The organism is Pseudonocardia hydrocarbonoxydans, assembly GCF_006539565.1.
Lineage (GTDB): Bacteria > Actinomycetota > Actinomycetes > Mycobacteriales > Pseudonocardiaceae > Pseudonocardia > Pseudonocardia hydrocarbonoxydans.
In genome coordinates, this window is record NZ_BJNG01000038.1 from 13,833 (window position 1) to 30,864 (window position 17,032).

Annotated in this window: 13 protein-coding genes and 3 pseudogenes; 3 read left to right on the forward strand and 13 right to left on the reverse strand. The window is 74.5% G+C overall.

The features are described 5' to 3' along the window. The first annotated feature begins 8 nt into the window (after nucleotides 1-8). Together PHY01_RS20745 and PHY01_RS20750 are read left to right on the forward strand one after the other, a co-directional pair. Nucleotides 9-1,229 carry an alpha-hydroxy acid oxidase gene (locus PHY01_RS20745; protein WP_141280944.1) on the forward strand — a complete coding sequence of 407 codons (1,221 nt, stop codon included), beginning with the start codon at nucleotides 9-11 and terminating at the stop codon, nucleotides 1,227-1,229. Nucleotides 1,230-1,273: 44 nt separating this feature from the next. Continuing rightward, the gene (locus PHY01_RS20750) at nucleotides 1,274-1,531 is read left to right on the forward strand and encodes an antitoxin (RefSeq protein ID WP_141280946.1); all 258 of its coding nucleotides are present in this window, start codon (nucleotides 1,274-1,276) and stop codon (nucleotides 1,529-1,531) included. A gap of 48 nt (nucleotides 1,532-1,579) precedes the next feature. Here the strand turns inward: PHY01_RS20750 and PHY01_RS20755 are convergent, their stop codons facing one another. Then, nucleotides 1,580-1,954: an HAD-IA family hydrolase gene (locus PHY01_RS20755; protein WP_246086036.1), complete on the reverse strand. Its 375-nt coding sequence runs from the start codon at nucleotides 1,952-1,954 to the stop codon at nucleotides 1,580-1,582. A gap of 94 nt (nucleotides 1,955-2,048) precedes the next feature. Here PHY01_RS20755 and PHY01_RS27760 point away from each other — a divergent pair, with 94 nt between their 5' ends. Then, complete coding sequence (locus tag PHY01_RS27760) at nucleotides 2,049-2,483, forward strand: Rv3235 family protein (protein WP_246086037.1); 435 nt, start codon at nucleotides 2,049-2,051, stop codon at nucleotides 2,481-2,483. A gap of 180 nt (nucleotides 2,484-2,663) precedes the next feature. Here PHY01_RS27760 and PHY01_RS28390 read toward each other — a convergent pair. The 12 genes and pseudogenes from PHY01_RS28390 to ahcY form a co-directional block, all read right to left on the reverse strand. Further along, nucleotides 2,664-3,110 (reverse strand): annotated as a pseudogene (locus PHY01_RS28390) (MarR family winged helix-turn-helix transcriptional regulator); the annotation flags it as partial. After that, a pseudogene (gene secA, locus PHY01_RS20765) lies at nucleotides 2,998-5,928 on the reverse strand (preprotein translocase subunit SecA); the annotation flags it as partial. The pseudogenes secA and PHY01_RS28390, both read right to left, overlap by 113 nt. 166 nt (nucleotides 5,929-6,094) lie before the next feature. Beyond that, entirely contained in the window at nucleotides 6,095-6,754 is a 660-nt protein-coding gene (hpf, locus tag PHY01_RS20770) for a ribosome hibernation-promoting factor, HPF/YfiA family (protein WP_141280952.1), read from the reverse strand. A 249-nt stretch (nucleotides 6,755-7,003) separates the two neighbouring features. Next, nucleotides 7,004-7,639, reverse strand: coding sequence for a ComF family protein (locus PHY01_RS20775; RefSeq protein ID WP_141280954.1), 636 nt, complete (start codon nucleotides 7,637-7,639; stop codon nucleotides 7,004-7,006). A gap of 76 nt (nucleotides 7,640-7,715) precedes the next feature. Continuing rightward, a complete protein-coding gene (locus PHY01_RS20780) occupies nucleotides 7,716-9,440 on the reverse strand; it encodes an LpqB family beta-propeller domain-containing protein (RefSeq protein WP_141280956.1) in 1,725 nt (574 codons plus the stop codon). Continuing rightward, the gene (gene mtrB, locus PHY01_RS20785) at nucleotides 9,437-11,158 is read right to left on the reverse strand and encodes an MtrAB system histidine kinase MtrB (protein ID WP_141280958.1); all 1,722 of its coding nucleotides are present in this window, start codon (nucleotides 11,156-11,158) and stop codon (nucleotides 9,437-9,439) included. Before mtrB ends, PHY01_RS20780 begins: the two co-directional genes overlap by 4 nt. A 7-nt stretch (nucleotides 11,159-11,165) precedes the next feature. After that, nucleotides 11,166-11,842 (reverse strand): annotated as a pseudogene (gene mtrA / locus PHY01_RS20790) (MtrAB system response regulator MtrA). A gap of 195 nt (nucleotides 11,843-12,037) precedes the next feature. Then, nucleotides 12,038-12,679, reverse strand: coding sequence for a dTMP kinase (locus PHY01_RS20795; protein WP_141280960.1), 642 nt, complete (start codon nucleotides 12,677-12,679; stop codon nucleotides 12,038-12,040). Between the two features lie 18 nt (nucleotides 12,680-12,697). Next, nucleotides 12,698-13,918, reverse strand: a complete 1,221-nt coding sequence (locus PHY01_RS20800) for a DUF8692 domain-containing protein (RefSeq protein ID WP_141280962.1) — start codon at nucleotides 13,916-13,918, stop codon at nucleotides 12,698-12,700. Between the two features lie 82 nt (nucleotides 13,919-14,000). After that, a complete protein-coding gene (locus PHY01_RS20805; RefSeq protein WP_141280964.1) occupies nucleotides 14,001-14,882 on the reverse strand; it encodes an alpha/beta fold hydrolase in 882 nt (293 codons plus the stop codon). Between the two features lie 27 nt (nucleotides 14,883-14,909). Continuing rightward, nucleotides 14,910-15,374: an NUDIX hydrolase gene (locus tag PHY01_RS20810; protein ID WP_141280966.1), complete on the reverse strand. Its 465-nt coding sequence runs from the start codon at nucleotides 15,372-15,374 to the stop codon at nucleotides 14,910-14,912. Between the two features lie 103 nt (nucleotides 15,375-15,477). Continuing rightward, the gene (ahcY, locus tag PHY01_RS20815; RefSeq protein ID WP_141280968.1) at nucleotides 15,478-16,980 is read right to left on the reverse strand and encodes an adenosylhomocysteinase; all 1,503 of its coding nucleotides are present in this window, start codon (nucleotides 16,978-16,980) and stop codon (nucleotides 15,478-15,480) included. Nucleotides 16,981-17,032: the final 52 nt, after the last annotated feature.

Sequence of the window (17,032 nt, forward strand, 5' to 3'; positions counted from 1 at the left end):
TGGAGGCCATGGTCCAGCGTCGCCTCCCCCGCCCGTCCGAGCTCGCACCCCTGCTCCGCCCGGCGCCGATCCGGTGGAACGGCACCGATCGGCGCCTGGCCAAGGCCGCCAGCATCGCCGACCTGCGCCGCATCGCCCGGCGCCGCACGCCGCGGGCGGTGTTCGACTACACCGACGGCGCCGCCGACGGCGAGCTGTCGCTGAACCGGGCCCGCGACGCGTTCAACCGCGTGGAGTTCTCGCCCACCGTGCTGCGCGACGTCTCCGAGGTCGACACCGGCCGCGACATCCTGGGCGTGCGCGCGAACCTCCCCTTCGCGTTCGGGCCCACCGGCTTCACGCGGATGATGAACCACGAGGGCGAGCGGGCCGTCGCGGCCGTCGCGGAGCGGGTCGGCATCCCCTACGCCCTGTCGACGATGGGCACCACGACCATCGAGGACGTCGCCGCGGCCGCGCCCGGGGCCCGCCGCTGGTTCCAGCTCTACCTCTGGCGCGACCGCTCCGTGGCCAAGGACCTCGTGCAGCGCGCCGCCGACTCCGGCTACGACACGCTCATGCTCACCGTCGACACACCCGTCGGCGGGGCCCGGCTGCGCGACGTCCACAACGGGCTGACGATCCCGCCCGCGCTGTCGCTCAAGACCTTCGTCGACGGGGCGATGCACCCCCACTGGTGGGTCAACCTGCTCACCACCGACCCGCTGACCTTCGCCAGCCTGGAGTCCACCGACGGCACCGTCGCCGAGCTCATCAACCGCGTCTTCGACCCGGCGCTGACCATGGACGACGTCGACTGGCTGCGCGGCACCTGGCCCGGGAAGCTGGTGATCAAGGGCATCCAGAGCGTCGACGACGCCCGCCGCGTGGTCGACGCCGGCGCCGACGCGGTGCTGCTGTCCAACCACGGCGGCCGCCAGCTCGACCGCGCGCCGGTGCCGCTGGAGCTGGTGCCCCCGGTCGTCGACGCGGTGGGCGACCGGGCCGAGGTGTGGGTCGACACCGGTATCACCCACGGCGCCGACATCGTCGCCGCGATCGCCTTCGGTGCGCGCGCCGCGCTGATCGGGCGCGCCTACCTCTACGGGCTGATGGCGGGCGGGCAGCGGGGCGTGGAGAAGGCGGTGGAGATCCTCGCGGGCGAGATCGTGCGGACGATGCAGCTCATGGGCGTCGGCAGCGTCGACGAGCTGCGGCCTTCACACGTTCGGCTTCGTTCGATCGGGTGAATGCGGATGTTGCATTCGCCGGTGATCCACGCCAGGGTGCGGGTATGAGCTTCCTGGACAAGGCAAAGGACCTGTTGAACCAGCACGACGACAAGGTGGACCAGGGTCTCGACAAGGTGGGCGAGGCCGCCAAGGGCCGGTTCGCCGGGCACGAGGGCCACATCGACAACATCGTCGACCAGGCGCAGCAGCGGACCGGGGCGGGCGACACCACCCAGGCGCCGCCGCCCGCGCCCGCCGAGGGTGCGCCGGCCGACGAGCAGCAGCACGAGACGCCGCCGCCCGCTCCGCCGCAGCAGTGACGACCCGGGACCGCCCCCGGTGGCGACCGGCCACCGGGGGCGGTCCCGTCACGTGAGCCCGAGCAGCACCTCGACCTCGTCGACGGTGCGCTCCGGGTCCACGTGGTGCACGACCACCGCGCCCGCCTCCCGGGCGCCCCGCACGTTCACGGCCAGGTCGTCGACGACCACGCACTCGTCGACGCCGAGCCCCAGTAGCCCCGCGGTCCGCCGGAACACCTCCGGGTCGGGCTTGCGAACACCGAGCGCGGGGCCGAGCACGAGCACGTCGAACAGGGCGGCCAGTTCGTCGGACACCGCGTGCGCGTCGGACACCAGCGCCGTGGGGCACCCGGCGGCCCGCGCCCGGCGCACCAGCTCCAGCACCTCGGGCCCGTCGGTGAGCACCCCGCCGAGGTCCATGACCAGCCCGCGCAACGGCACCGGACCACCGTAGACCGCTTCGCCGCCGGACCGTACGGACCCGAACCGATCCGACCGGCCCCGCCGGGCGTCGCCGGCGCCGCACCCTCCCGGCATGACGATCCTGGCGACGCCCACCCGCCCGCGCATCCGTGCCGCCTCCTACGAGCCCACCCCGGGTCCGGTCACGGCACCGGCCCGGGCCCGCCCGCCGTCGCCGACGCCTGCCGCGGACCCCCCGGACGCCCGGGTCGCGATCACCCGGCTGCTGCGGCTGGGCTGCGAGGTCCTCGACGGGCGTCGCCCGCCCGGGCAGCTCGCCGCGCACTCCGCCGAGGAGGTGGTGCGCTACTGGCGGGTGGTCGCGGCCCGGCGCCCGGTGCCGCGCCGGTCACCCGCGCGCTTCCACCGCGTCCGGCTCTGCCATCCGCGGCCCGACGCCGCCGAGGTGGCGCTGGCCGTCGAGCTCGACGGCGGGGTGCGGGCCCTCGCCGCCCGGTTCGACCTGGCCGACGGGCGCTGGCGCTGGACCGCCGTCCGCATCGGCTGAGGCCGGCGGCACGACCCCGTCCAGGGCCGCGAGTACCGCACACAGGTAGCCGCGGACGGCCGCCTCCGACCCCGGGGGCGGCTGTGGCACCCGGGCGCGCAGCTCGCGGCCGACCGCGGCGAACGCGGCGGCGTAGCGCGCCGAGCCGGCACCGGTGACCCCGACCCGCACGACCCGGCGGTCGACCGCGTCGCGGACCCGCACGACCTCGCCCGCGCGCTCCAGCGCGTCGACGACCGGGGTGAGGGTGGCCGGCGCCACGCCGAGTGCGGCCGCCAGGTCCCGGTGAGCCGCGGGTCGGCCGCGGACCAGCACGCCGAGGACCCCCAACGAGGTCGGGGTGAGCCCGTGGGCGGCGACGACCCGCCGCAGCAGGCGGTCGACCGCCTGCCCGGCCCGCGGGAGCAGCAGGTCGGGCAGGAGCAGGTCCGGTTCCGTCACACCCCGCACGCTAGGGCGCGCGGCCCGCGCGGCGGGGCGGTTCGGGAAACTACGACCGTGCCGCGGTGGCCGACCCGTGGCACTGCTTGTACTTGCGACCGGAACCGCACGGGCACGGCCGGTTGCGCGAGGGCTCGGCGTCGCTGCGCGCCGCCGTGCCCCGGGCCGCGCGACCGTTGCCGCCACGGGTGACGGTGCCGCCGTCCTCGGCGGGGCCGCTGTAGCGCAGCTCCGAGGGGCGGGCGCCGGTGAAGGCCGACGGGAGCACGCTGGTGGCTGCCGCGTCGTCGACGACGGCGGCGGCCGGCTCGGGACGGCGGCGGCGACCCGTGGGCCGGGCGGCGGCCGGAGCCGCGGCCGCGGGGGTGGCCGGGACGCCGGTCGCCGGGGTGGCGGGCTCGGTCGCCGGGGTCGGCTCCACCGGGACCGCCGCAGGCTGCTCCGCGGCGGGCGCTGCCGGGGCGGCGGGCGCCGCCGGGGCGGCGGCCTGCACCTTGACGTTGAACAGGTGCCCGACCGTCTCCTCCTTGATGCCCTCGAGCATCGCGGCGAACATGTCGTAGCCCTCGCGCTGGTACTCGATGACCGGGTCGCGCTGGGCCATCGCGCGCAGGCCGATGCCCTCCTTGAGGTAGTCCATCTCGTAGAGGTGCTCGCGCCACTTGCGGTCGATGACCTGCAGGAGGACCTGGCGCTCCAGCTCCCGCATGCCACCCTGGGCGCCGATCATCGCGTCGATCTCGGCCTCGCGCCGGGCGTAGGCGCCCCGCGCGTCCTCCAGGACCGCGGCAGTGAGCGCCTCGCTGGTCAGGTCGCCCGGGTCGTCGAGGTCGCCCTCGTCGTCGGCGCCCGCGAGGTCCTGCCAGCGGATCCCGATCGGGTAGACGGTGCGCAGCGCGGTCCACAGCTTGTCGAGGTCCCAGTCCTCGGCGTAGCCCTGGCCGGTCTCGCCGTCGACGTAGGCGGTGACCACGTCGGTGAGCATGTGCTCGATCTGCTCCTGGATGTTCTCGCCCGCGAGCACACGGCGCCGCTCGGAGTAGATGACGGTGCGCTGCTTGTTGAGCACCTCGTCGTACTTGAGGACGTTCTTGCGGATCTCGAAGTTCTGCTGCTCGACCTGCGTCTGGGCGCTGCGGATGGCCTTGGTGACCATCCCCGCCTCGATCGGCACGTCGTCGGGCAGGTTGAACCGGTTCATGATCGACTCGACCATGTGGCCGTTGAACCGGCGCATGAGCTCGTCGCCGAGAGACAGGTAGAAGCGCGACTCGCCCTGGTCGCCCTGGCGGCCGGACCGGCCGCGGAGCTGGTTGTCGATGCGGCGGGACTCGTGCCGCTCGGTGCCCAGCACGTAGAGTCCGCCCGCGGCCTTGACCTCCTCGGCCTCGGCCGCGACCTGCGACTTCATGTCGGCGACGGCGGCGTCCCAGGCCGCCTCGTACTCCTCGCGCGTCTCCACCGGGTCGAGCCCGCGACGGCGCAGCTCGAGGTCGGCGAGGAACTCCGGGTTGCCGCCCAGCACGATGTCGGTGCCGCGGCCGGCCATGTTGGTGGCGACGGTGACCGCGCCCGCGTGCCCGGCCTGCGCCACGATCGCGGCCTCGCGCTCGTGGTGCTTGGCGTTGAGGACCTCGTGCGGGACCTGCCGCTTGAGCAGCAGCTTCGACAGGTACTCGGACTTCTCGACGCTCGTGGTGCCCACCAGCACCGGCTGCCCGGCCGCGTGCTTCTCGGCGATGTCGTCGGCGACGGCCTCGAACTTCGCCTCCTCGGTCTTGTAGATGAGGTCGGGCTGGTCCTTGCGGATCATGTCGCGGTTGGTGGGGATGGAGACGACGCCCAGCTTGTAGATCTGGTTGAGCTCGGCGGCCTCGGTCTGCGCGGTGCCGGTCATGCCGGAGAGGCGCTCGTAGAGGCGGAAATAGTTCTGCAGGGTGATGGTGGCCAGCGTCTGGTTCTCCGCCTTGACCTCCACCCCCTCCTTGGCCTCGATGGCCTGGTGCATGCCCTCGTTGTAGCGGCGCCCGGCCAGGACGCGGCCGGTGAACTCGTCGACGATGAGCACCTGCCCGTCGCGGACGATGTAGTCCTTGTCCTTCTTGAACAGCTCCTTGACCTTGATCGCGTTGTTCAGGTAGCCGACGAGCGGGGTGTTGGCCGCCTCGTAGAGGTTGTCGATGCCGAGCTGGTCCTCGACCAGCGACACGCCCTCCTCGGTGACGCCGATCGTGCGCTTGCGCTCGTCGACCTCGTAGTGGACGTCGCGCTTGAGCATCGGCGCCATCCGCGCGAACTCCTGGTACCAGCGGGCGCTCTGCTCGGCCGGGCCGGAGATGATCAGCGGGGTGCGCGCCTCGTCGATGAGGATGGAGTCGGCCTCGTCGACGACGGCGAAGTTGTGGCCGCGCTGCACCATGTCCGCGGCGTTCCAGGCCATGTTGTCGCGCAGGTAGTCGAAGCCGAACTCGTTGTTCGTGCCGTAGGTGATGTCGGCCTTGTACTGGCCGCGGCGGATCAGCGGCGGCATCTCCGAGAGGATCACCCCGACCGACAGGCCCAGGAAGCGGTGGATGCGGCCCATCGTCTCCGCGTCGCGCTTGGCCAGGTAGTCGTTGACGGTGACCAGGTGCACGCCCTCGCCGGACAGCGCGTTGAGGTAGGCCGGCAGCGTGGAGGTGAGCGTCTTGCCCTCACCGGTCTTCATCTCGGCGATGTTGCCCAGGTGCAGCGCGGCACCACCCATCAGCTGGACGGTGAACGGGCGCTGGCCGATCGTGCGGCGCGCGGCCTCGCGGACGACGGAGAAGGCCTCGGGCAGCAGCTCGTCGAGGGTCTCCCCGGCGGTGTAGCGCTCGCGGAACTCGTCGGTCTTGGCGCGCAGCTCGGCGTCGGTGAGACGCTCCACGTCGGGCTCGAGGGTGTCGATGTGCGCGGCGATCCGACCCAGCCGCTTGACCAGCTTCGTCTCTCCGGCGCGCAGCAGGCGGTTCAACAGCGGCACAGCTGAAACCTCATTCACGTCGCGGTCAGGTCGCAGCACGCCAGCCGAGGCGGCGCACTGCCCGTCCAGGGTAGCGAAGCACCCGGACCCACCTGCACAACGCCGAGGGGGCGGCCCGCGTTCCGTGGAACGCGTGACCGCCCCCTCGGGGTCGGTGGACGGGTCGTCAGCCGAGCCGGATGACGCCGTAGTCGTAGCCCTTGCGCCGGTAGACCACGCAGGGCGAACCGCTCTCGACGTCGGCGAAGAGGTAGAAGTCGTGCCCGACGAGCTCCATGCGCGACAGTGCGTCGTCGATCGACATCGGCTCGGCCGTGTGCACCTTGCGCCGCACGACGCGGCCGGGGGCCGGGTCGGGGTCGCCGTGGTCGTGGTCGTGGGTCCCGGCGGGCGCGTGCTCGTGGAGCGCGTCGTCCGCTGCGTCGCGTGGGAACGGGATGTCGACCGACGGGGCCTCGTCGAGCACCGCGGTGGCGCGCCCGTTCGACGACCCGCGGCCGACGAGGACGCGGGTGCGGCGTGCGGTGACGCGGCGGCGGTCGTGCGACCGGCGCAGGCGCGCCTCCAGCTTGGCCACGCAGGCGTCGAGGGCGGCGTAGAAGTCCTGCGCACAGGCCTCCGCCCTGGCGACGGGGCCCGCGCCGCGTCCGGTGAGCTCGACGCGCTGGCAGGTCTTGAGCTGTCGTCGGTTGGGTTCGTGGAACAGCTCCACCTCCAGCCCGACGATCTTGTGGTCGTAGCGTTCCAGGCGAGCGACCTTCTCGGCGACGTGAACCCGGAAATGTTCGGGCACCTCGACGTTACGGCCGGTGACAACGATCTCCACGCAGACTTCCCTCGCTCTCAGCGTCGGGTTGGCGGTGCAGACGCCCCGGGACCTCTGGCCCCGGCGCCGGGTGGTGCTTCCTCCTCTGCTCCCCGTTCGGTCGGGGGTGGGTCGGATGCTCAGGGACGGTAGCCGGGATCACAGAAGTGCAACAGAGGCGTGCGCTGAGTGACGCCGACCTGTGTGAATGCGCCCGATGACATTCCCCGGACGGCCTCGCGCCGGTATGATTCCACCCGGCGTTCATGATCAACTGAAGCCCGTCGCGTCGCACAGCACGAGCGCGCCGTCCACCGGGATCCCGGCCGCGGCCAGCGCGGCGACGCACGTCCGCAACGTCGCGCCGGTGGTCACGACGTCGTCGACGAGCAGCAGCGGCCCGCCGGGCGAGGGCCCGTGGCCGGGCCGCACGAGCACCCGTCCGCGCAGGTTGGCCGCCCGCTGCGCGGCGTCGAGGCCCACCGAGTCGGCCACCCCGCGGGCCAGGCCCAGCACGGGCCACACCCGCACCCCTGGGCCCAGGAGGGCCAGGCCGCGGCACAGCCGCAGGACGTGGTCGCCCCCGCGGGCCCGCGCGGCGGCCGCGCGCGAGGGCGCGGGCACCAGCGTCGCCGGGCCGGCCAGCCCGGTCGCCAGCACCGCGGCGAGCGGGGCGGCCAGGTCGCGGCGCCCGCGCTCCTTGGCCCGCAGCAGCGCGGTGCGCAGCGGGCCGCCGTAGCGGCCGGCCGCCAGCGTCGGCGGCAGGCCCGGCAGGTCGACCCGCCGCGGCGGGCCCACGGCCGGCGCGCAGCCCGCGCACCACGGCCCGGCCGGGTCGGCGCATCCGGCACAGCCGCCCGGGAACACCAGGTCGGTGAGGGCGGCCCCGAGGCCACGGACGTCCATGCCCGCACCCTGCCGCCCCCGCGGCACGCACGCGGAGACCGTCCACAGGCCGGTCCCGCGGCCTGTGGACAACCGGTCAGCCGGGGTAGAACGGCACGGCGTCGGGCGCGGCGCCGAGCACCTGGCGCCAGGCGTCCTGGTCGCCCCCCGCGAAGCTCCACACCCCGCTCTGGTCGGTGACCAGGAACGGCCGGCTCGGTGCCGCGGCCACCGCGCCCAGCGGCGGCGTCAGGTTGTTGACCAGCAGTCCCTGCACCGACAGCCCGTCCACCGACACCTGCGCGACCAGGCGGTCGGGCCGCCGGGTGATCGCGACGACCGCCTCCGCGGAGCGCCAGTCGGCGCTCACGACCTCGCCGAGGTCGTCGGGGCGCAGCCGCCGGATGTTGCGGACGGCCACCTCGCCGTCGATCCCGCGCGTCACCGCGGCGGTGTAGAGGCCGCCCGCGACGACCGCGACCACCCGCATGCCGTCACGGGACAGGCGCAGGTCCTGGATCGGGCCGAACGCGGCCAGCTCGTCGGCGTTGACCTGGCCGGTGCGCGGGGGACCGCTGCCGTCGACGAGGACGCGCGCCACCGTCGTCTGGTCCAGGACGGTCCAGACCTCCGAGCCGGTGGGCGTCCACGACGGGCGGGACATGTCCGCGGCGCCGAGCCCGACCTCGGACACCCCGGCCTCGGCCCCGCCCCCGACCAGCAGCAGCCGCCGCCCGGCCGACCGGGCGACCGCGGCGAGTCGCTGCCCGTCGACGGTGGACGCCGCGGACTCGACGTCGAAGCCGCCGTTGCCGACCGGTCCCGGCAGCTCGGCGGCCGCCGCCCCGAGCTCGCGCAGCCGCCCGCCCGCGGCGACCAGCGCCGGGACGTCGGCACCGGGCTGGGTGTCGCCACTGAGGTCGGCGACGTCCTCGCGGCTGAGCACCGGCCGCTCGGGCAGCAGCGGGATGCCGTCGACGAGCAGCTGCACGCGCGCCACGTTCACCTCGGCCAGCGACAGCACGACCTGGGCCGCGAGCAGCCTGCGGCCGGGCTCGTCGAGGTCGCCGACCCGCGTCAGGTCGACGACCAGGGCCCCGGTCTCGCTCAGCGCCACGTTGGACCGCAGGCGGGCGCCCGCCGCCAGCTGCGAGCCGACCGCGCCGAGCAGCGCCCCCGACGGCCCGGCGAGCAGCAGCTCCATGACGCGCGCGGCCTGCGCCCGCGACGGGAACGACGGCAGGTAGCGCAGGTCGGGCACGACCACGGGCCGTGACGGGTCGACGAACCAGGTGCGGACCCCGCGGTAGTGGGTGCGGAACTCGTCGAGCGGCACGACGACGCCGTCGGGCAGCTCGGAGATCCGCCACTGCCCGTCGCGGCGCACGACGGTGACGTCGATCTGCACCGGGGCCGGCGCGGGCTCGAACGACCCCGACGAGGTCACCCGGCCCACCGAGGTGCCCCGGATCCGGATGCGGGTGACGTCGGTGGACGGGTCCGACGCGCCCGGCGCGGGGACGGTGTCGAACTGGGGTTCGAGCACGGTGAAGCCGGCGCCCGCGTCCCACTGCTGGGCCTCGGGGGCGAGGAACTGGCGGGCGGCGCCGTAGTCGTCGGTGCTGCTGGCCGAGGCCTCGACGAAGCCGCGGACCAGGCCGCCCGCGTCGGTGCCGTCGACCGGGCCGGGCGGGAGGACCGCCGTCTCGCCCTCGGTGACGCGGCGCAGGATCTGCACGGGGGAGCTGCCCGGCACGCTCGCGCAGCCGGCCACCCCGGACAGCGCGAGCAGCAGGGCCAGGGCCACGGTCACGCGCCTCATCGCGGGTCCTCCGCCAGGTCCGCGACCGGCTCCCCGACGTCGTCGCCCGGGAGCCACTCCGGCGCCGGCTCCGGCTCCGGACGCCCGCGGGGCGGCGTCGGGACCGAGCCCACCGTCGACGCCAGTGCCCGCTCGTCGGGCCCCAGCGGGAGCGGGCTGCCGACCAGGGTGTCGCCGGAGACGCGCGGCAGCGTCAGCCGGAAGGCCGCGCCGCACCCGACCTCGCCCCAGGCCTGCAGCCAGCCGCCGTGCAGCCGGGCGTCCTCGACGCTGATCGACAGGCCCAGCCCGCTGCCCCCGCTGCGGCGCGCCCGGCTCTCCTCGGCCCGCCAGAACCGGTTGAACACCAGCGCCGCCTCGCCAGGGCGCAGCCCGACGCCCTGGTCGCGGACCAGCACGGCCACCGCCAGGTCGTCGGCGGCCAGCTCGACGCGCACCGGCCGCCCCTCCCCGTGGTCGACGGCGTTGGCGACGAGGTTGCGCACGATCCGCTCGACCCGCCGGTTGTCGATCTCGGCGTACACGCCGTGCGGCAGGAGGAGCTCCAGCTCGGTGCCGGTCTCGTCGGCGATGCCCCGGACGGCCTCGACGGCGCGCAGCACGACCGACCGGACGTCGACGTTCTCGGCCACCAGCTCGGCCACGCCCGCGTCGAGGCGGCTGATCTCCAACAGGTCCGAGAGCAGCGCCTCGAACCGGTCGAGCTCGGTGACCAGCAGCTCCGAGCTGCGCCGCAGCGCCGGGAGCAGCTCCCCGCGGGAGGCGTAGAGGACGTCGGCGGCCATCCGCACGGTAGTCAGGGGGGTGCGCAGCTCGTGGCTGACGTCGGAGGTGAACCGGCGCTGCAGCGCCCCGAACTCCTCCAGCTGCCGGATCTGGTTCTGGATGCTCTGCGCCATCTCGTTGTACGACTCGCCCAGCCGGGCGACCTCGTCGTCGCCCTGCACGCGCATGCGCTCGTCGAGGTGGCCGTCGGCGAACCGCTCGGCGATCTCCGCGGCCTCCCGGACCGGCCGCACCACCAGCCGCGTCACGATGCTCACGATGCCCGCGAGCAGCAGGAGCAGCAGCAGCCCGCCGACGATCAGCGTGCTCTGCACCAGGCCGAGCGTGCGCTGCTCGGAGTCGAGCGGGAACAGCATGTAGAACTCGAGGACCCGCGGCCCGGCCGTGCGCACCGGCTGCCCGACCACCAGCGTCGGCACCGCCACCCCGTCGCGGACGATCGTGACGTACTGGCGGGCCAGCGTGCCGTCGGCGCCGACGTCGCGGCGCAGCTCGGCGGGCACGTCCTCGACCGGCCCGGAGGAGACCTCCTCGCCGCCGTCGCGCCGCCCGGTCGTCAGCACCGCCCGGAACTCGCCCGCCGCGGCCGCGTCGCCGCTCGCGTCGGCGCTGGTCAGCTGCGCGAGCGCGTTGTTCAGCTCGCCCTCGGCGCCCTCGCGGTCGGGATCGACCCCGGACAGGTCGCGCTCCAGCAGCGCGACGCCCGCCTCGAAGCGCAGCAGCGTGTCGGCCTCCTTGCCCTGCACCAGCCGCTGCGCGATCTGGGTCTGCAGGACCAGGCCCAGCACCAGGACGACGGCGGTGGACAGCGCCAGCGTGCTGATGACGACCCGCAGCTGCAGCGACCGGCGCCACACCGCACCGGAGGCCTCGGCCACCTCCGAGGAGAGCTGGCGCACCTGCGCCAGGCCGCGGCGCATGCGGCCCGACATCAGCCGATCACGGCGGGCCGGCCTTGTAGCCGACCCCGCGGACCGTCAGCACGACCTCCGGGTGCTCGGGGTCGGTTTCGACCTTCGAGCGCAGCCGCTGCACGTGGACGTTGACCAGGCGGGTGTCGGCGGCGTGCCGGTAGCCCCAGACCTGCTCCAGCAGCACCTCGCGGGTGAACACCTGACGCGGCTTGCGCGCCAGCGCCACCAGCAGGTCGAACTCCAGCGGGGTCAGCGCGATCTGCTCGGTGCCGCGCTGCACCTGGTGGGCGGGCACGTCGATCGTGACGTCGCCGATGGACAGCTGCTCGCGGGCTCGTTCTCGGTGCGCCGCACGCGCGCCCGGATCCGCGCCACCAGCTCCTTGGGCTTGAACGGCTTGACCACGTAGTCGTCGGCGCCGGACTCCAGGCCCAGCACGATGTCGACGGTGTCGCTCTTGGCCGTGAGCATGACGATCGGCACGCCCGACTCCGACCGGATCGCCCGGCACACGTCGATGCCGTTCATCCCGGGCAGCATCAGGTCGAGCAGCACGACGTCGGGCCGCAGCTCGCGGACGGCGGGCAGCGCCCGGGTGCCGTCGGCGACCACCGCGGTGTCGAACCCCTCGCCCCGCAGCACGATGGTGAGCATCTCGGCCAGGGCCGGGTCGTCGTCGACCACCAGCACGCGCGACTTCATGCCGGCCAGCATCCCATTCCCGGGTCGGCGGCCGCGCCGGGGCCGAGGTTCGCGACGGGCCCGCGCGCATCCCCCGGCCCTGCGCGCACCGTCGAGGGTGCGCGCGGGGCGACGAGGTGCGCGGCGGCCGGGCTCGCCCCGCAGCCTGTCGGGCTCGCCCCGCAGCCCGCCGGGCTCGCCCCGCGGCCGGTCGGGTCAGCCCAGCAGCCGGTCGGCCAGCGCTGCCGCGTCGACGTCGGCCGCGCCGTCCAGCACCACCCACGGCGCGACCCACCCGGCCGCCGCGAGCCCGGCGTAGACGGCGCCGGTGCGCTCCTGCAGCCCGTCGTCGGTCTCGTAGACGTCGCGTTCCCGGCCGGGTTCGGTGCGTTCGCGGTGGGCGGCCCGCCCGGCGGCGACCTCGCGGCTCACCGCCAGCAGCAGGTGGTGGTCGGGCACCGGGACGCCGAAGCGGTCGAACTCCAGCGCCCGCACCCACTCGACGAACTCCCCCGCGGCGTCCTGGTGCAGGCGGGCGGCCCCGTAGGCGGCCCCCGAGGCGACGTACCGGTCGACCAGCACGACGTCGTGCTCCGCCAGCGCGGCCCGCAGGCCGTCGGCGGCGGCGCGGCGGTCCAGCGCGTACAGCACCGCCATCCCGTGCACCGAGTCGGTGAGGTCGCCCAGGCGGCCGTAGAGGGCGTCGCGGACCAGCTCGGCGTGCACGTCGTCGTCGTAGCGCGGGAAGGCGACGGCGTGGGTCCGGGCACCGCGGTCGGCCAGCGCGGTCACGAGCCGGTCGGCCAGCGTGCGCTTCCCCGCCCCGTCCACCCCTTCGACGACGATCATCCGGCCCACGGCGCGGAACTGTAGTGCCTACTGCCTGGTGGGGTCGTGCTCCCGCCGGGGCTCCGCGGTGCGGGCCTCGTCGTCGCCGGACCGGCGCGGCGGGACGACGCCGACGGGCCGGGTGGCGTCGTCGGGAACGCCCGGCTGGGGGGCGGGCTGTGGAGGGGCGGGCTGCTGGGGGGCCTGCCGGCGGGTCGGGACGGGGCGGGTCGCGTCGTCGACCGGCGGCCGGGCGGCGGCCGGGGCCGGGTACCGACCGGACGGGGGACCCGGCGCCGACGGGGGCCGGGCGGCGGGAGGGTGCGGCCGGGGCGGCCCCGCACCGTGCGGGTGCGCACCGGAGGGCTGCAGCCCCGGCGGACGGGGGGTGTGCTGCGTCCGGGGGCCCACGGGCTGCGGGGGCAGGTGCTGCGGCATCTGCGGCGGGCGCGGCCCCGGCGGGGGCCGGGTGCCGGGGGGCGGCCGGGTGCCGACCGGAGGGTGGGTGCCGGGTGGAGGCGGGGTGCCGGGCGGGAGCGGGGCGCCGGGGGGAGCCTGGGCGTGCCGGGCCGTCGCCGGCTCGGCGGACGCGACCTCGGCCGACGCCCCCGCGGCGGCGTCGGGCTCCTGCACCCGGATCAGGCGGCGGAGCTCGGTCATCGAGATCCGGACCATCAGGTAGGCCCACAGCGCGACCCCGGCCAGCTTGAGCCCGTCCTCGACGATGAACGGGGCGCCGGTGCTGAGCACGATGTCGAGAGCGGCCGAGGAGAGCCAGCAGCCGAAGGCCGCGGCGAGCAGCAGCAGGCCCGGGCCGAGGCGGCGCCGGTGGAGCCAGGCGAAGGCGACGGTCGCCAGCCCGTAGGCGACGAAGAAGATCTCCTCGCGCTCGCCGAGGATCAGCCCGATGGTCTCGTGCAGCAGGAAGGCGTCGTCCAGGACCATGAACGCGGTGATCAGGCCGCCGAACAGCAGGTACCGGAACGCGGCCCGGTCGCCCGACCGGCGCATCACCAGCGCGCAGAACAGCGCCACGGCGGCCGAGGACGCCCAGAGCAGCACCGTGAACATGGCGTAGGCGCCGGTGTAGTTCGGGCCCTCCAGCACCGCGGCGGCATCGCGGCTCAGGTCGGCGAACGGCACGCCCTCGAGGTTGGCGTACACCTGCGCGACCGCGGTGACGACGGCCGCGGCGACCAGCGCCAGCAGGGCGCCGACGGCCACGACCCTGACCTCGGGCCATCGCCAGCGCGCCGTGTCGCCCACCACGACGACCGACCCTACCTTTGCCTGTCAATAGCCGCGGGCTCGCCTCGCGTTCACCTGCCGTCCACCCACCCCGCGGTCGGGCCTACGGGGCCTCGGACAGGAACGTGCGAAGGGCGGCGAGGGTCTCCTCCGGGCGCTCCTCGGCGAGGAAGTGGCCGGCGTCGACGGTGCCGCCGCGGACGTCGTCCCCGCGCTCGCGCCACACCTCCAGCGGCCCGGCCGGGCTCGCCCCGACCACGCTGCGGGCGCCCCACAGGGCGAGCAGCGGCACGGCGACGCGGCGGTGCAGGTCGGCCCGGTCGTGCTCCAGGTCGGTCGACGCGCCCGCGCGGTAGTCCTCCAGCATCGCGTGGCGGGCGCCGTCGTCGGAGAAGCAGCGCTCGTACTCCGCGAGAGCCTCGGGCGCGAACGCGTCCAGGCCCGATCCCCAGCCGCCGAGCAGGGAGTGCAGGTAGCCGACGGGGTCGGCGGCGATCATGCGTTCGGGCAGGTCGGCGGGCTGGATGAAGAAGAACCAGTGGTAGTACGCCGTGGCCAGGGCCTGGTCGACGTGGTCGTAGACGTGCAGCGTCGGGAGGATGTCGAGCACCGCGGCGCGGGTGACGACGGCGGGGTGGTCGAGCGCCATCCGGTGCGTCACGCGGGCGCCGCGGTCGTGCCCGACGACCGCGAACTCCTCGTACCCCAGCGCGCGCATCAGCCCGACCTGGTCGGCCGCCATCGCCCGGAACGTGTAGCCGGTGTGGCGGTCCCCCGACGGCGGGCGTCCGGAGTCGCCGTAGCCGCGCAGGTCGGCCGCGACGACGGTGTGGTCGGCGGCGAGGCCGGGCGCGACGCCGTGCCACATCGCGTGCGTCTGGGGGAAGCCGTGCAACAGCAGCACCGGCGGCCCGTCGCCACCGCGCACCGCGTGCACCGGCACCCCGTCGATCACCCGGTCGATCGTCTCGAACCCCTCGAACACGCCCGGGACGCTACCTCGCGGCGGCCGTCAGGCCCGCGCGGGCGGCCCGGCCGCACGCACCGCCGCCCAGCTCGCGGCGAAACCGGGGTGCAGGGACAGCGCGCCGAGGTCGTCGGCGGGGACCCAGCGCACCTCGATCGTCTCCGCGGTGAGCGCGGTGAGGTGCAGCGGCGTCGCGACCCGCCCGATGACCGTGGTGTAGCTCCAGCCGCCGTGGTCGTCGACGTGACCGGCGGTGGTCACGACGTCGGCGGGGTCGACGCCCGCCTCCTCGCCCGCCTCGCGCAACGCGGCCGCCTCGGCGCTCTCGCCGCGGTTGCGGGCGCCGCCGAGGATGCCCCACGTGCCGCCGTGGTGGCTCCACAGGGCGCGGTGCTGGAGCAGCACGTGGTCGTCGTGCCACAGCAGCAGGCCCGCGGCGCCGAACAGGCCCCAGTGGGTGTGCCCCTGCCCGCACCGGACCCAGCCGTCACCGTCACCGCGCGGGAACACCCCACCAGCCTAGGCCGCCGCCCCCGGACCGGCTCGCACACAGGCCGCGGGGCCCGCACACAGGTCCGTACCCGTGTGCGGGCCCCGCGAGGTGTGTGCGGGCTCAGTACCGGTAGTGCTCCGGCTTGAACGGGCCCTCGACGTCCACGCCTATGTACTCGGCCTGGTCCTTCGTCAGCTTCGTCAGCTCGCCGCCCAGCGCCAGGACGTGGATCTTCGCGACCTTCTCGTCCAGGTGCTTGGGCAGGCGGTAGACGTCCTTGTTGTACTCCTCGTGCTTGGTGAACAGCTCAACCTGCGCGATGACCTGGTTCGCGAAGCTGTTGCTCATCACGAACGACGGGTGACCCGTGGCGTTGCCCAGGTTCATCAGCCGGCCCTCGGACAGCAGGATGATCGAGTGCCCGTCCGGGAACACCCACTCGTCGACCTGCGGCTTGATGTTGATCTTGATGATGCCGGGGATCCGGCCCAGGCCCGCGACGTCGATCTCGTTGTCGAAGTGACCCACGTTGGCGACGATCGCCTGGTGCTTCATCCGGGACATCGCCTCGGTGGTGATGATGTCCTTGTTGCCCGTGGTCGTGACGACGATGTCGGCCTTCTCGATGACCGAGTCCAGCGTGGCGACCTGGAAGCCCTGCAGCAGCGCCTGCAGCGCGCAGATCGGGTCGACCTCCGAGACGATGACGCGCGCGCCCTGGCCGGCCAGCGCGGCCGCCGAGCCCTTGCCCACGTCGCCGAAGCCGCAGACCAGCGCCACCTTGCCGCCGATGAGGACGTCGGTGGCGCGGTTGAGGCCGTCGACGAGCGAGTGGCGGATGCCGTAGACGTTGTCGAACTTGCTCTTGGTGACCGAGTCGTTGACGTTGATCGCCGGGAACAGCAGCTCGCCGCGCTCGGCCAGCTGGTAGAGCCGGTGCACGCCGGTGGTGGTCTCCTCGGTGACGCCGCGGATGTCGGAGGCGACCGTGGTCCAGCGCTGCGGGTCGTCGGCCAGCGAGCGGCGCAGGGTGTCGAGGATGATCCGGTACTCGTCGGAGACGGTCAGGTCGTCGTCGTCGACCGTGGGCACGACGCCGGTCTTCTCGTACTCGACGCCCTTGTGGATCAGCAGGGTGGCGTCGCCGCCGTCGTCGAGGATCATGTTCGGGCCGACGACGTTCCCGTCGGCGTCACGGAACAGGAACAGCTGCTCGGTGCACCACCAGTAGTCCTCCAGCGTCTCGCCCTTCCAGGCGAAGACGGGGACGCCCTTGGGCTCCTCCGGGGTGCCGTGCGGGCCGACGACGGTGGCCGCGGCGGCGTGGTCCTGCGTGGAGAAGATGTTGCAGGAGACCCAGCGGACCTCGGCGCCGAGGCTGACCAGGGTCTCGATGAGCACGGCGGTCTGCACGGTCATGTGCAGCGAGCCGACGATCCGGGCGCCGTGCAGCGGGCGCGCCTCGGCGTACTCGGTACGCAGCTCCATCAGGCCGGGCATCTCGTTCTCGGCGAGACGGATCTCCTTGCGGCCGAACTCGTGCAGCGCGAGGTCGGCGACGGCGAAGTCGATGCCGTTGCGGTTCTGCAGCCGGCTGGCGCCGGTGGGGGTGACGGTGGTCATGCGGGTGCTACGCCTTCCATGGGGCAGATCAGGGCAGGAACGGTCGACTGCC